Origin of the sequence: Pseudomonas marincola (assembly GCF_900682675.2) — a bacterium.
Classification (GTDB): domain Bacteria; phylum Pseudomonadota; class Gammaproteobacteria; order Pseudomonadales; family Pseudomonadaceae; genus Aquipseudomonas; species Aquipseudomonas marincola.
On sequence record NZ_LR215729.2, the window covers coordinates 800479 to 812973 of the forward strand.

The 12495-nt window shown below is 58.9% G+C and carries 17 protein-coding genes and 1 riboswitch; of the genes, 11 read left to right on the plus strand and 6 right to left on the minus strand.

Translation table 11 applies throughout. The annotated features are described in order from the left end of the window. Positions 1-2 precede the first annotated feature (2 nt). Entirely contained in the window at positions 3-713 is a 711-nt protein-coding gene (locus PMYSY11_RS03605; protein ID WP_150548330.1) for an ABC transporter ATP-binding protein, read from the minus strand. A gap of 45 nt (positions 714-758) precedes the next feature. Further along, complete coding sequence (locus PMYSY11_RS03610; RefSeq protein ID WP_150548331.1) at positions 759-1349, minus strand: DUF2796 domain-containing protein; 591 nt, start codon at positions 1347-1349, stop codon at positions 759-761. A gap of 122 nt (positions 1350-1471) precedes the next feature. Here PMYSY11_RS03610 and PMYSY11_RS03615 point away from each other — a divergent pair, with 122 nt between their 5' ends. Next, a complete protein-coding gene (locus PMYSY11_RS03615) occupies positions 1472-1825 on the plus strand; it encodes a hypothetical protein (RefSeq protein ID WP_150548332.1) in 354 nt (117 codons plus the stop codon). Positions 1826-1863: 38 nt separating this feature from the next. Here the strand turns inward: PMYSY11_RS03615 and PMYSY11_RS03620 are convergent, their stop codons facing one another. The 4 genes from PMYSY11_RS03620 to PMYSY11_RS03635 form a co-directional block, all read right to left on the minus strand. After that, positions 1864-2307, minus strand: coding sequence for a DUF417 family protein (locus tag PMYSY11_RS03620; protein WP_090515038.1), 444 nt, complete (start codon positions 2305-2307; stop codon positions 1864-1866). 102 nt (positions 2308-2409) lie between these two features. Next, entirely contained in the window at positions 2410-3282 is an 873-nt protein-coding gene (gene trxA / locus PMYSY11_RS03625; protein ID WP_150548333.1) for a thioredoxin, read from the minus strand. Between the two features lie 79 nt (positions 3283-3361). Continuing rightward, positions 3362-4015 carry a class I SAM-dependent methyltransferase gene (locus PMYSY11_RS03630; RefSeq protein WP_150548334.1) on the minus strand — a complete coding sequence of 218 codons (654 nt, stop codon included), beginning with the start codon at positions 4013-4015 and terminating at the stop codon, positions 3362-3364. Then, a complete protein-coding gene (locus PMYSY11_RS03635; RefSeq protein WP_150548335.1) occupies positions 4012-4437 on the minus strand; it encodes a hypothetical protein in 426 nt (141 codons plus the stop codon). The genes PMYSY11_RS03630 and PMYSY11_RS03635 overlap by 4 nt, the downstream gene beginning before the upstream one ends. 128 nt (positions 4438-4565) lie before the next feature. Between PMYSY11_RS03635 and nrdR the strand changes: the two genes are divergently transcribed. The 10 genes from nrdR (at position 4566) to PMYSY11_RS03685 (ending at position 12438) form a co-directional block, all read left to right on the plus strand. Beyond that, positions 4566-5030 carry a transcriptional regulator NrdR gene (gene nrdR, locus PMYSY11_RS03640; protein WP_069901993.1) on the plus strand — a complete coding sequence of 155 codons (465 nt, stop codon included), beginning with the start codon at positions 4566-4568 and terminating at the stop codon, positions 5028-5030. Positions 5031-5032: 2 nt separating this feature from the next. Continuing rightward, a complete protein-coding gene (gene ribD / locus PMYSY11_RS03645; protein WP_150548336.1) occupies positions 5033-6157 on the plus strand; it encodes a bifunctional diaminohydroxyphosphoribosylaminopyrimidine deaminase/5-amino-6-(5-phosphoribosylamino)uracil reductase RibD in 1125 nt (374 codons plus the stop codon). 93 nt (positions 6158-6250) lie between these two features. Further along, positions 6251-6413: riboswitch (FMN riboswitch) on the plus strand. Between the two features lie 182 nt (positions 6414-6595). Further along, positions 6596-7252, plus strand: coding sequence for a riboflavin synthase (locus PMYSY11_RS03650; protein WP_069901995.1), 657 nt, complete (start codon positions 6596-6598; stop codon positions 7250-7252). Positions 7253-7282: 30 nt separating this feature from the next. Then, positions 7283-8377 carry a bifunctional 3,4-dihydroxy-2-butanone-4-phosphate synthase/GTP cyclohydrolase II gene (gene ribBA / locus PMYSY11_RS03655; RefSeq protein ID WP_069901996.1) on the plus strand — a complete coding sequence of 365 codons (1095 nt, stop codon included), beginning with the start codon at positions 7283-7285 and terminating at the stop codon, positions 8375-8377. A 92-nt stretch (positions 8378-8469) separates the two neighbouring features. After that, the gene (gene ribH / locus PMYSY11_RS03660; RefSeq protein WP_069901997.1) at positions 8470-8946 is read left to right on the plus strand and encodes a 6,7-dimethyl-8-ribityllumazine synthase; all 477 of its coding nucleotides are present in this window, start codon (positions 8470-8472) and stop codon (positions 8944-8946) included. After that, positions 8943-9425 (plus strand): transcription antitermination factor NusB, encoded by a 483-nt coding sequence (gene nusB, locus PMYSY11_RS03665; protein WP_069901998.1) that lies wholly within the window; start codon positions 8943-8945, stop codon positions 9423-9425. The genes ribH and nusB overlap by 4 nt, the downstream gene beginning before the upstream one ends. 140 nt (positions 9426-9565) lie before the next feature. After that, positions 9566-10534, plus strand: coding sequence for a thiamine-phosphate kinase (gene thiL, locus PMYSY11_RS03670; RefSeq protein WP_150548337.1), 969 nt, complete (start codon positions 9566-9568; stop codon positions 10532-10534). Then, complete coding sequence (locus tag PMYSY11_RS03675) at positions 10527-11039, plus strand: phosphatidylglycerophosphatase A family protein (RefSeq protein WP_069902000.1); 513 nt, start codon at positions 10527-10529, stop codon at positions 11037-11039. The genes thiL and PMYSY11_RS03675 overlap by 8 nt, the downstream gene beginning before the upstream one ends. Before the next feature lies 1 nt (position 11040). Next, on the plus strand, positions 11041-11772 hold the full coding sequence (locus PMYSY11_RS03680; protein WP_239655532.1) for a substrate-binding periplasmic protein: 732 nt from the start codon (positions 11041-11043) through the stop codon (positions 11770-11772). An 18-nt stretch (positions 11773-11790) separates the two neighbouring features. Continuing rightward, a complete protein-coding gene (locus PMYSY11_RS03685) occupies positions 11791-12438 on the plus strand; it encodes a retropepsin-like aspartic protease family protein (protein ID WP_150548339.1) in 648 nt (215 codons plus the stop codon). Positions 12439-12495 lie beyond the last annotated feature (57 nt).

Sequence of the window (12495 nt, forward strand, 5' to 3'; positions counted from 1 at the left end):
GCTTAATTCTCCATCTCACGCTTGACGCGATTGAGCGATGCCAGCGATTCAGTGCGGTCGAAATGTTTGGCCAGACTGTGGTCGTGGCTGACAAACAACAGGCTGGATTCGGCCGTGGCGCACTCGGCGAACAGTAACTCCAGAAAGCGTTCACGCGAGTCGGCATCCAGTGCCGAGGTCGGCTCGTCCGCAATCACCAGCGCCGGCTGGCCGATCAGGGCGCGAGCGGCTGCCACACGTTGTTGCTGACCAATCGACAGCGTGTCGGCGCGGCGTTCCAGCAAATTGCGATCTGCCAGGCCCAAATGGCCGAGCAGTTCAGTCGCGGCTTTGGCAACGCTGCCATGACGAAAGCGTGCGCGGCTGCTGCGTAGTTTCGAGAAGTGGCAGGGCAATTCGACGTTTTCGCGCACCGACAAAAAAGGCAGCAGGTTGAACTGCTGGAAGATGTAGCCGGTGTGATCCACCCGAAAGCGATCCCGTGCGCTGGCGCTCATGGCGCCGAGATCCTGGTTGAGCAGCATGACGGTGCCACGGCTGGCTTTCTGTACGCCGCCAAGCAAACCCAGCAAGGTGGTTTTGCCGCTGCCGCTGGGGCCACTGAGAAACAGCCGCTCACCGCGTTGCAGGGTCAGGCTCGGAATGTCCAACAGCTCATTCTGGCCGGGCCAGGCAAAGCCCAAGTCGGTCAAACTAATCAACGTCGAGGTCATGTTCATGTCGGTCGAGTTGCCCCGACCGATCTTCGCTTGGTGTGCTTAAAAGTTGGCAGTCGCGTTAGCCGGGTCCAATTGTGCACCTTTCTGGCCCGCCGGGCCGATCATCTGCAGTTGAATCTTGTGCATGCCCGAGAAACGCTTGAACAGCCCGCCAAGATCCAGCTGGCCAAGGGCCTCGGGTTGTTTGCAGTCGAAGCTGTACTGCGCGTGAATATCGCTGTGTTCATGTTCATGTTCATGTTCATGCTTATGGTCGCTGTCGTCGGCGCTGTGTGCATGCTCCGCGTGCTCTTCATGGCCGCCAAACATAGGCCCGTCAATGTCTTGCTCGATGACGCTGCAGTTACCGTTTTGCAAACCAAACAAGGTTACCGGATCGGCCAGCGCGCGTGCCACTTCGGCAACAACGGCTTTATCTTCGGCAGAGTTTGCCGCGTGCTCGAAGCCCAATAGGTTCATCGCCGGGCTGTTGAGTTCAAGTTCCAGAGTGTGTTCGTCGAGCGCCGCGTTTAGCTGCGCCGAGCCATGCTCATGCGCGGGGAGGCTGTCGTGGTCAGTGTGATCATGCTCTTGAGCGGTAGCCAACAATGGCAGCAGAACGAAGGGGGCAGCAAGGAGTAAGCGGCGCATATCGAGTCCATGTGTCGTGTGATGATTGTTACGTTATAACGAAATATAACAGCAATTGCTATCAGCAGTTGTCGCTCACCCTCTCTGCGTGGGAGCATTCAAGCATTACGGTGGAGGTAGCGATGGTGCGCATACGCGGCAAGATCGGCGAATGGCCGGTGGATTTGACGGTCGAAATGGAGCCGCATGAGTGGGCTCAACTGGCGGGGCGGGCGGAGGCCGCAGCGCAGGATGTTGCGCCCACACCTCCGGTTGCGGCATCAGCGCCGGCTACCGATGACTTGTGGAGCACAAGCCTGACGCTGCTGCGCAATGCCGGGCAAATCGATGGTCCGCAATTGCTGGGGCAATTGTCGGCACTGGTCGGCAGCGAGCTAGCCGGTAAGCGCCTGCTGGTGCGCATGCGCCACAGTCCGCTGGTGCGGGTTGAGAATGGTGAGGATGCGCCGGTTTATCACTGGCTGGGAGAGGCGTGAGGCCGCATTGCGCCGCCTCACGCATACAAAATCTCAAGTTATTGCTGCTTGATGGCGTCCCACGACTCGCCGGCAACCCACAGGCAAACGCCCAACAGCACGGCATCCTTGATCAGGAACGAGCCCAGCAGCGAAGGGAAAAGCCCCTCGGTATGTAAAACACCGGGCGTGCTGAACAGGAATGTCAGGGTTGTCAGGAATAAACCGATAGCCAGCAGGGCACCCAGCAGCGAGGCTTTTTTACTGAGCGGATACAGGGCCAGCAACGCGGCAATGATCAGCTCGCCGGTACCAATCATGGATGACACGCCTTGCACGCTGCCCACCGCGTAAAGCCAGGACAGCAGTGGTGAGTTTTGAATCAGGCCGCTGATAGCCTGAGCTTCGTCGGGGTGGTACTTGAACGCACCAATCCAGGCGATGATGAAAACCGTGCCGTACAGCGCGAGGTAAAAACCGATTTTTGAAAGTTTGTTCGACATACGTCCCTGCAACCTTTAGAGAGCTATAAAAACGCCGCAGATCCGAGAGGGATTCTGCGGCGGTGTTGTCTCTACAGAGCCGGTGGGGCGATAAAAATTACATCAGTAAATCGCTTGATACAGTTTGCGCCGGTACAACGTCACCAACGGGTGATCATTGCCCAGCAGCTCGAACACCTGCAGCAAGGTCTTGTGGGCGATGCCGTCAGCGTAGCCACGGTTGCGCACAAACAGGCGCAACACCGCATCAAGTGCCGGCTCGTATTGTTGGCGGGCGAGTTGTTGGACGGCCAGTTGATGCACCGCCTCGTCATCTTCGCTGTTCTGCGCAATACGGGTTTTCAGGGCAGCGATATCCGGCATTTCAGCCGCCTGACGGAGGAACGTCAGTTGCGCCCGCGCACCCGCCAGTGCTTGCTTGTGTTCATCACCCTGCACGGCATTCAGGACGGTTTCGGCTTCTGCCAGCTCACCACGCTCAGCCATGCAGCGGGCATACAGAATCAGCCCCAGTGCGTTGCTGTTGTCCTCGGCGAGCAGTTGCTTCAACTGCGCTTCGGCTTCGCTGATATGGCCGTCGGCAAACAGCGCTTGCGCGCTTTTCAGCAGGTCGACTTGCGGCGCGGCGGGCTCGTTGACGTGAGGCTGGAGCATGGCGCGAATTTCAGACTCCGGCTTGGCGCCGCTAAAGCCATCTATCGGTTGGCCGTCCTTGAACAGCACCACGGTTGGCAGGCTGCGGATGCCAAAGCGGGCGACGATATCCTGCTCGGCATCGCAATCGACCTTGGCCAGCAGCAGTTCGCCCTGATAACCCTCGGTAATTTGCGCCAGCGTTGGCATCAGTGCTTTGCAGGGCGCGCACCAATCCGCCCAGAAGTCGACCAGAACCGGCTTGTGGAACGAGTTCTCGATGACCAGTTGATCAAACTGGGCAGCGCCGGAGATATCAAAAATATAAGGGGTGTCGCTCATGGTCGGCTCTCGCGGGTCAAAATAGAGGCGTTTACAGGTTTATAAATGCGGGCGGATGGCGCTTAAATCAAGGGTGAACTCAGCGCTCTGCATGATACAGGCTGACGTGGCGAAACTCGGCAGGTTCTGCCAGATCGGGCCAGGTACAGGCTTCCATCACGCCGAGGCGGGTGTACAGCGGATGTTCGAAGTTGCGCACCCGCGAGTCGGCAACCAGCGCCTGTTTGCCGCGGCTGAGGAATTCGTCGAGTAGCGGCAGATTGGTCCGGTCGTAGAGCACATCGGCGACGATGATCAGGTCGAAGCGATCCGCCTCGCTGAAAAAGTCATCCGAGTAGCCCAGCGTCACATTATTGAGTTCGGCATTGGCTTTACAGGCTGCGATCGCCAGCGGATCAAGGTCGCAGGCCACCACTTCGAGTGCGCCAGCCTTGGCGGCGGCAATCGCCGCTACGCCTGAGCCTGCACCGAAATCAAGCACGCGCTTGCCCGCCACCCAGTGCGGATTCTCGGCCAGCCAGCGGGCCAGCACCAGGCCGCTTGCCCAGCAGAAACACCAGTAGGTTGGCTCGTTGAGGATACGCATGGTTTCCTCAGGGCTGAACGCGCGCTGCATATTCTCGGGGTTGATCAGCCATAACTTCAGCTCAGTGCCCGGCAGTTGCGCGTCGACTAACTGTGCATCACCCAGCAGCTCGCTCAATGCCGCTTGCAAGTGGCCGGGTGGGCTCATGGCGCGGGGACCATGCGCAGATCGCCAACCGATTGGCTTTGGGGCGAGTCGATAACGCGCTTGGGCATGTGCAGGATCAGCTTGCCGGATTGATTGGCGCGGCCGCGTAACTCAACGCGAATACCCTTGGCGAAGGCTTGCGGATTGAACAGCACGCGAAACGGCAGTGCCTCGCCCGTGCCTTGCAGTTGAATGTTGCCCAGCGTGGTGAAGGGCAGGCCGTTCGAACCGATGGTCAGCAGGGCAACTTCGGCGACGGCGCCCTCTGGAACGCCAAGCAGATTTCCGCTGATTTCATTCTGGCCAGCAGGCGTCGGCTCGGCCAGCACCGCTTCGGGCTGAGCGGGCGGGGCGGTTGGCGCGCTGCTGCACGCGCTGAGGAGTCCGGTGATGGTGAGCAATAAGAGCAGTCGAATATTCATGAAATTCCCTATCTGTGAACCCAGCAGGTGTTTGAATCCAATCGCGCCTGTATACCGCAAAGCAGTCGGCTTGTCTTGCCCGGCGGATGCGCTAACATGGCGTTTTACGTTTTAGGCTGATGCTCGCTATGCACTGTCCATTCTGCGGCGCCAACGACACAAAGGTCATTGATTCACGTTTGGTTGCCGAAGGCGAGCAAGTTCGTCGTCGGCGTGAGTGCCTGGCCTGTGGTGAGCGTTTTACCACCTTCGAGACGGCCGAATTGGTCATGCCACGGCTGATCAAGCAGGACGGCAGCCGCCAGCCATTCGATGAAGAAAAGCTGCGCGCCGGCATGCTGCGTGCACTGGAAAAACGTCCCGTCAGTATAGAACGTGTCGAGGCGGCAATTGCCCATATCAAACATAAGCTGCGGGCCACCGGCGAGCGCGAGATCAAGTCGCTGGTGCTGGGCGAGTTGGTGATGACCGAGCTGCAAAAGCTTGATGAAGTCGCCTATATCCGTTTCGCCTCGGTCTATCGCCGCTTTCAGGATTTGAACGAATTTCGTGAAGAGATTGAACGGCTGTCTCGCGAACCCTCAAAGGATTGAACATGCACACTGATCAGGCCTTTATGGCTCGCGCATTGGAGCTGGCCCGTAAAGGCCTGTATTCGACTCATCCCAACCCGCGTGTTGGCTGCGTGATTTTGCGCGACAACAAGATTGTCGGCGAAGGCTGGCATGCGCGCGCCGGCGAACCCCATGCCGAGGTTTATGCACTGCGCCAGGCTGGCGAGTTGGCGCGCGGGGCTACAGCTTACGTCACGCTCGAGCCGTGCAGTCATCATGGCCGCACGCCGCCGTGTGCCGATGCGCTGATTGGGGCGGGTGTCAGCCGTGTGGTCGCGGCCATGCAAGACCCTAACCCGGCAGTCTCCGGTAGCGGGCTGCTGCGCTTGATGAATGCAGGCATCAGTGTGCAGAGCGGCATGCTCGAAGCCGAAGCCCGGGCGCTGAATGAGGGGTTTATCAAACGCATGGAGCATGGCTTGCCGTTGGTGCGGGTCAAAATGGCGATGAGTCTGGATGGCCGGACGGCAATGGCCAGCGGCGAGAGCAAATGGATTACCGGCCCGCATGCACGTTCTGCGGTGCAACGCTTGCGGGCCCAGGCCAGCGTTGTTCTTACAGGCGCCGATACGGTGCTGGCCGATGATGCGCGGCTTACCGTTCGCCCAGATGAATTGGGCCTCAATGGCGAGTTGTCTGCACTGGCTGAGCGGCGTCCGCCCTTGCGCGTGCTGGTTGATGGACGTTTGCGCGTGCCGCTGACTGCAGCGTTTTTTCAAGCCGGGCCGGCGCTGGTGGCAACCTGTGCGGCGGCCTCGGCGCGCGACAATTATTTATCCGAAGGCCACGAGTTGTTGGCCGTTCCGGGCAGCAGCGGGCATGTCGATTTACGCAAGCTGTTGCTGGAGCTGGCGTCTCGCGGCGCCAATGAAGTGTTGGTAGAAGCCGGTCCAAAACTCGCCGGGGCGTTTGCCCGGCAGGGGTTGGTCGATGAGTACCAGATATTCATGGCGCCCAAGTTCCTGGGCTCCGGCGCCCGGCCTTTACTGGACCTGCCGCTGGCGCGCATGGCCGAGGCGCAGGCGCTGGAAATTATCGACATGCGTGCTGTCGGTGACGACTGGCGCATCATCGCGCGCCCTCAAATCGCCCCTGCTGCCGAGTAAGTGCAGGCACTGCAACCGTTGAGTGGCCCACACTCGGCGGTGCGTGCGCGGCCCAAATATGGTAAAAAGCCTGCCACGGTTGCAGAAGCGACCGTACGTTCTCAGGGCGGGGTGTAATTCCCCACCGGCGGTAATGGCGCGCAAAGCGTCTAGCCCGCGAGCGCTTGCCGGTCTGTTGCAGACTGTGCGGCAAGGTCAGCAGAGCCGGTGAGATTCCGGAGCCGACGGTTAAAGTCCGGATAAAGAGAGAGCGGGATAATCTGCCAAGGCGCGTTGCGGCGTGCCTGAAAGATCCCTATCGATCAAACGTGCCCTGTTTTTTATAAACAGGAGTCTGTAAATGTCATATGTTTATTGCTCACGCCAGCTGCGCAGTTCCCGCTGTCAGCCTAGTGCTGTGTGTGATCGAAGCGCTGCGCTTAAACGACGGGAGGCCGCATGTTCACCGGCATAATTGAGTCAGTTGGGCGCATTCGCGCGCTCACCCCAAAAGGCGGCGATGTGCGGGTTTATGTCGAAACCGGCAAGCTTGATCTGGGCGACGTCAAACTCGGCGACAGCATCGCGGTAAACGGTGTTTGCCTGACGGCAGTCGAATTGCCGGGTGATGGTTTCTGGGCCGACGTGAGCCGTGAAACCCTGGCGCGCACCGGCTTCGTCGATCTTAAGAGCGGCAGTGCGGTCAATCTCGAAAAAGCCCTGACTCCGACCAGCCGTCTTGGCGGTCATCTGGTCAGCGGCCACGTTGATGGTGTTGGCGAGGTTGTCTCGCGTGAAGACAATGCCCGCGCCGTGCAATTTCGTATTCGCGCGCCGAAAGAGTTGGCCAAATATATTGCCCACAAGGGTTCGATTACGGTCGATGGCACCAGCCTCACGGTGAATGCCGTGGATGGCGCCGAGTTCGAGCTGACCATTGTTCCGCACACGCTGGCGGAAACCATCATGGTCGACTATCGCCCGGGCCGTAAGGTCAATCTTGAAGTCGACTTGCTTGCCCGTTACCTCGAGCGTTTGCTGCTCGGTGACCGTGCAGCAGAGCCAACTGCTTCCGGAATTACTCAGGGTTTCCTGGCCGAGAACGGCTACCTGTAACCTGCCGCCCACTTTTTATAAGGAGGGCCCATGGCTCTCAATAGCATCGAAGAACTTGTTGAAGACATCCGCCAGGGCAAGATGGTCATCCTCATGGATGACGAAGACCGCGAGAACGAAGGCGATCTGATTATCGCCTCCGAGTGCGTGACCGCCGAGCACATCAACTTCATGGCGCGCTTTGCCCGTGGCCTGATCTGCATGCCGATGAGCCGCGAGCGCTGCGAACTGCTCAAGCTGCCATTGATGGCGCCGCGTAACGGTTCCGGTTTTGGCACCAAATTCACCGTTTCCATCGAAGCCGCAGAAGGCGTGACCACCGGTATCTCCGCCGCTGACCGCGCGCGCACTGTGCAAGCCGCAGCCGCAAGAAACGCCAAAGCTGAAGACATTGTCAGCCCCGGCCATATCTTCCCGTTGATGGCGCAGCCCGGTGGTGTTCTGGCGCGTGCCGGCCACACCGAAGCCGCCTGTGATCTGGCGCGGATGGGTGGTTTTGAGCCGAGCGGGGTTATCTGCGAAATCATGAACGATGACGGCACCATGTCGCGTCGTCCTGAGCTTGAAGAGTTCGCTGCGCAGCACGGCATCAAGATCGGCACCATCGCCGACCTGATTCACTACCGCATGATCCACGAGCGCACTGTCGAGCGTATCAGCGAACAGCAGATTGACAGTGAGTTAGGCCAGTTCAATCTGGTGACCTACCGTGATTCGGTCGAAGGCGATGTGCACATGGCGCTCACGCTCGGCAAAATCTGCGCTGACGAGCCGACGCTGGTGCGCGTGCACAACATGGACCCGTTGCGTGATCTGTTCATGGTCAAGCAGGAAGGTCGCTGGAGTTTGCGTGCGGCCATGGCTGAAGTGGCCAAGGCAGGCAGCGGCGTGGTGCTGTTGCTGGGCAATCCGCTGACCGGTCCGGACCTGTTGGCCCACCTTGAACGCCAACTGGGCAACGAGCACAAAGCTCCGACAGCCGGTACTTACAGCACTGTAGGTGCCGGTTCGCAGATTCTGCGTGACCTCGGCGTGCGCAAAATGCGCCTGATGAGCTCACCAATGAAGTTCAATGCGATATCCGGGTTCGACCTGGAAGTTGTAGAATACCTGCCCTCTGAATAAATGCCGGCTGAAAACCATCTAGTATTAATCAGATATTTGACTATCCAAAGGCCGCCAATGGCGGCCTGGCTCTTTAATTGACGAGACTCGCTATGACACTGAAGACCATCGAAGGGACTTTCATCGCACCCAAGGGTAAATTTGCTCTGGTTGTTGGCCGCTTTAACAGCTTTGTGGTTGAAAGCCTGGTAAGTGGCGCCATTGATGCTCTGGTTCGCCACGGTGTGAGCGAAAGCGACATCACCATCATTCGCGCACCAGGCGCCTTCGAAATTCCACTGGTTGCCCAGAAAGTTGCTCAGCGTGGCGATTTCGACGCAATCATCGCCCTCGGCGCGGTGATTCGTGGCGGTACTCCGCACTTTGAATACGTTGCAGGCGAGTGCACCAAAGGCCTGGCTCAGGTTTCCATGGAGTTCGGCGTACCGGTTGCCTTCGGCGTGCTGACTGTAGACTCTATCGAACAAGCGATCGAGCGTTCCGGCACCAAGGCCGGTAACAAAGGTGCAGAAGCTGCGCTTTCTGCTCTTGAGATGGTAAGCCTGCTGGCGCAGTTGGAGGCCAAGTGAGCCAGAACGATAACAGCCAGAAGCCAAAGCCGAAGGGCCCTAGCCCAAAAACTTTGGCGCGTCGTGAAGCGCGTACCTTGGCCATGCAGGCTCTGTACTCCTGGCATATTGCCGGGCAACCGCTGCATGAGATCGAAGCACAGTTTCGCGTAGACAACGATTTCGCGACCGTCGACGGTTCGTACTTCCATGAGATTCTGCATGGCGTACCCCGTGAGAAAGCTGAAATCGATGCGCTGTTCGAGCCGCTGCTGGATCGCCCGCTGGATGAAATCGATCCGGTTGAGCTGTCGATTCTGCGTCTGTCGACGTATGAATTGCGCAACCGTGTGGATATTCCATACCGTGTCGTGATCAACGAAGGCATCGAGTTGGCCAAGGTGTTTGGCGCCACCGACGGACACAAGTTCGTCAACGGTGTGCTCGACAAGTTGGCCCCACGTGTTCGCGCAGATGAAGTGCGCGCACACAAGCGTTGAATTCCTGGCCAGCATTTCGGTGCTGGCCCGGTTCACTGAAGTCAGGCGTGAAATGCAGATGATTACACAGCCCTCAAGCCTGATTACAGTGTTGCCCGCCCTCGTTCGCCGCGCAGTTTGCTGCTTGTGTGAGGGATGTCGTGGGTGAGTTTGAGCTGATTCATCACTACTTTGCTGCCGCCGCTTGTGCGCGTGGCGGCGAAGGTGTGGCACTGGGTATCGGCGATGATTGCGCTTTATTGCAGCTCCCCGCGGGCGAGCAATTGGCGGTATCCACCGATACGCTGGTGGTCGGTGTGCACTTTCCGCACGCTGCCGACCCCTATCTTCTGGGCCAGCGCGCATTGGCTGTCTCGGCCAGCGATCTTGCTGCAATGGGCGCGACGCCTATTGGTTTCACCCTCGCACTGACCCTCCCTGATGCTCAGCCCGAATGGCTGCAAGCCTTTGCCCGTGGCCTCGACAAAATGGCTGCGCAATGTGCGCTCAGTTTGATTGGCGGTGACACCACGCGCGGCCCGTTGAGCCTGACGCTGACCGTGTTTGGGCGTGTCCCGAGTGGTCAGGCATTGCTGCGCAGTGGCGCGCAGGCGGGGGATTTACTCTGCGTGGGCGGCAACCTCGGCAATGCCGCTGGCGCTCTGGCGCTGGTGCTTGAGCAACAACAGGCCGAACCTGCGGTAAGCCAGCCATTGCTGGAGCATTATTGGTCGCCGCAGCCACAACTGGCCTTAGGCCAGGCGCTGCGCGGCAAGGCGAGTGCCGCCTTGGATATCTCCGATGGCTTGCTGGCCGATTGCGGACACATCGCCAAAGCGTCCGGTGTGTCGCTGCTTATCGAGCAACAGCGGCTGCCGTTGTCCACTGCGTTGTTGCAACTGTCGGGTGAGGCTGGTGCGTTACGCTGCGCCCTGAGCGGTGGCGATGACTATGTTCTGGCATTCACTATGGCCGAGCAGCATTTGCCGGCGTTGCGTGAGGCTGGCCATTCGGTGCATGTGATCGGCCGTGTTGTCAGTGGCCAAGGCGTACAATTACTCGATAAACATGGCGCACAAGTGGCGCTGCCCGCTCAGGGTTATCAACATTTTGGGAGTACTGGTGACTGAACCGCTAGCAGTGCCGCCTTCGGTATGGCGTAATCCATGGCATTTTCTTGCCTTCGGCTTTGGCTCGGGCACGCTGCCCAAGGCGCCTGGAACTTGGGGTTCGCTGGTCGCGCTGCCTTTCATTCCGCTGTGGCAAATGCTGCCCGACTGGGGCTACTGGCTGATGCTGGGTGTGACCATGCTGTTCGGCTTCTGGCTGTGCGGCAAAGTGGCAACCGACCTGCGCGTGCATGACCACGAAGGCATCGTCTGGGATGAAATGGTCGGCATGTGGATCACCCTCTGGCTGGTGCCGGAAGGCTGGGGCTGGCTGCTGGTGGGCTTTTTGATGTTCCGCTTCTTCGACATTCTCAAACCCTGGCCTATCCGCTGGATCGACCGCCATGTGCATGGCGGCGTCGGCATCATGCTCGACGACGTTCTGGCCGGTGTATTTGCCTGGCTGGCAATGCAGTTGGTGGTGTGGGGTTGGGCAAATGGCTTGGCTGCGGCACTGGGGTTCTAGAATGATGTTTGTCAGGTTGCTGGTGTGCGTGCTGGCATTTTCCGTCGCTTGCGTGGCGCAGGCCCAAGAGCCGATCAAGGGTGATGTGCGGCTGGTGAGCGAGGAGTGGCTCGACTACACCAATGCTGATGGCAGCGGGTTGGCCTGGGACATCATGCGTGAAGTGTTCAAGCCGCTCGCAGGCGAAGTCAAATTCAGCATTGTGCCTTATACCCGCTCGGTCGGGCTGGTGCAGCGTGGTGAAGCCGACGCCTGGATGGGCGCTTACCGCAATGAGGTCGTACAAGGTGTGATCTACCCGAAAAACCACTACGACCAAGACCAGATTTGCGCCTTGACGCTGGCGGGCAGAGTCGCGCCAACCCTGGAGACCTTGGGCAATTTCCGTCTGGTCTGGATGCGTGACTACAAATACGACCGTTATCTGCCAAATGTGCAGCACTACCGGGAAATTCTGAAGCGTGGCGGTATTCTGGGGATGCTCGACTATAACCACGCCGATGCATTTCTTGATGCTCAGCCTGAAATTGAGCAAGTGTTGTCAGATACCGATCATCCAGAAAAGTACACGATGACTTGTCTGCAAAAACTGCCCAACTATCCGGGCTTCACCGACAGCCCGCGGGGCAGGGCGTTGGCTGAGTTTTACGACCAGCGTATTGATGAATTGCGAAAAAATGGCACCTTGCAATCCATATTCAAACGCTGGGACTGGCCTTATCCATTTGATTAATCCCACAGCGAGGCGGGTATGCAGCGTGTGAAACTGATTGGCGCAGCATTCCTTCTGATCAGCTCTTGCTGGGCCAATGCGGCCACGCAGGTGCAAGTGGTCGGATTGTTTCCTGGTGCGGCAGTCATCAACGTCAATGGCCAGCGCAAAATGGTCAAGGTCGGCCAGACTGGTCCCGGCGGCGTTGTGGTTCTCAAGGCCGACAGCAAAGGCGCAGTGTTGCGCGTGGACGGCGTCGAGCGTGACTACGGCCTCAGCCGCGAATACAGCAATGGTTTTGTCGCGCCTGAGAAGCAGCAGTTAAGCGTGGCCAAAGGCCTCGGTGGGCATTACTGGATCTCCGGTTCGGTTAACGGCCAGTCGATGCCTTTTCTGGTTGATACCGGCGCCACTTCGATCGCCCTCAATGATGCGCAGGCCCGGCGTCTGGGAATCGACTATCGCGTTGAAGGGCGGCCACTGCAGATCAGCACCGCAAGTGGCAACGTGCGCGGTTGGAAGGTGACGCTCAACAGCGTTAAGGTCGGCACCATCGAAGTGCTGGGTGTCGAAGCGGTGGTGCTGGAAGGTTCTTCGCCTGCCGAAGCGCTGCTGGGCATGAGCTTTCTCAGCCGCGTGGGTTGGCGGGTCGAGCAGGATGTGCTGGTGCTTGAGGCCAAACATTAAGGCCTGCGCACCTCATTACGCCGGTCTGATACGGGTGGCTTGATGGTTATGATCAAA

Excerpts from the sequence above, each read along its gene's own strand:
- PMYSY11_RS03605 (WP_150548330.1), bottom strand. The coding sequence starts at position 713 with ATGACCTCGACGTTGATTAGTTTGACCGACTTGGGCTTTGCCTGGCCC.
- PMYSY11_RS03610 (WP_150548331.1), bottom strand. The coding sequence starts at position 1,349 with ATGCGCCGCTTACTCCTTGCTGCCCCCTTCGTTCTGCTGCCATTGTTG.
- PMYSY11_RS03615 (WP_150548332.1), top strand. The coding sequence starts at position 1,472 with ATGGTGCGCATACGCGGCAAGATCGGCGAATGGCCGGTGGATTTGACG.
- PMYSY11_RS03620 (WP_090515038.1), bottom strand. The coding sequence starts at position 2,307 with ATGTCGAACAAACTTTCAAAAATCGGTTTTTACCTCGCGCTGTACGGC.
- trxA (WP_150548333.1), bottom strand. The coding sequence starts at position 3,282 with ATGAGCGACACCCCTTATATTTTTGATATCTCCGGCGCTGCCCAGTTT.
- PMYSY11_RS03630 (WP_150548334.1), bottom strand. The coding sequence starts at position 4,015 with ATGAGCCCACCCGGCCACTTGCAAGCGGCATTGAGCGAGCTGCTGGGT.
- PMYSY11_RS03635 (WP_150548335.1), bottom strand. The coding sequence starts at position 4,437 with ATGAATATTCGACTGCTCTTATTGCTCACCATCACCGGACTCCTCAGC.
- nrdR (WP_069901993.1), top strand. The coding sequence starts at position 4,566 with ATGCACTGTCCATTCTGCGGCGCCAACGACACAAAGGTCATTGATTCA.
- ribD (WP_150548336.1), top strand. The coding sequence starts at position 5,033 with ATGCACACTGATCAGGCCTTTATGGCTCGCGCATTGGAGCTGGCCCGT.
- PMYSY11_RS03650 (WP_069901995.1), top strand. The coding sequence starts at position 6,596 with ATGTTCACCGGCATAATTGAGTCAGTTGGGCGCATTCGCGCGCTCACC.
- ribBA (WP_069901996.1), top strand. The coding sequence starts at position 7,283 with ATGGCTCTCAATAGCATCGAAGAACTTGTTGAAGACATCCGCCAGGGC.
- ribH (WP_069901997.1), top strand. The coding sequence starts at position 8,470 with ATGACACTGAAGACCATCGAAGGGACTTTCATCGCACCCAAGGGTAAA.
- PMYSY11_RS03680 (WP_239655532.1), top strand. The coding sequence starts at position 11,041 with ATGATGTTTGTCAGGTTGCTGGTGTGCGTGCTGGCATTTTCCGTCGCT.
- PMYSY11_RS03685 (WP_150548339.1), top strand. The coding sequence starts at position 11,791 with ATGCAGCGTGTGAAACTGATTGGCGCAGCATTCCTTCTGATCAGCTCT.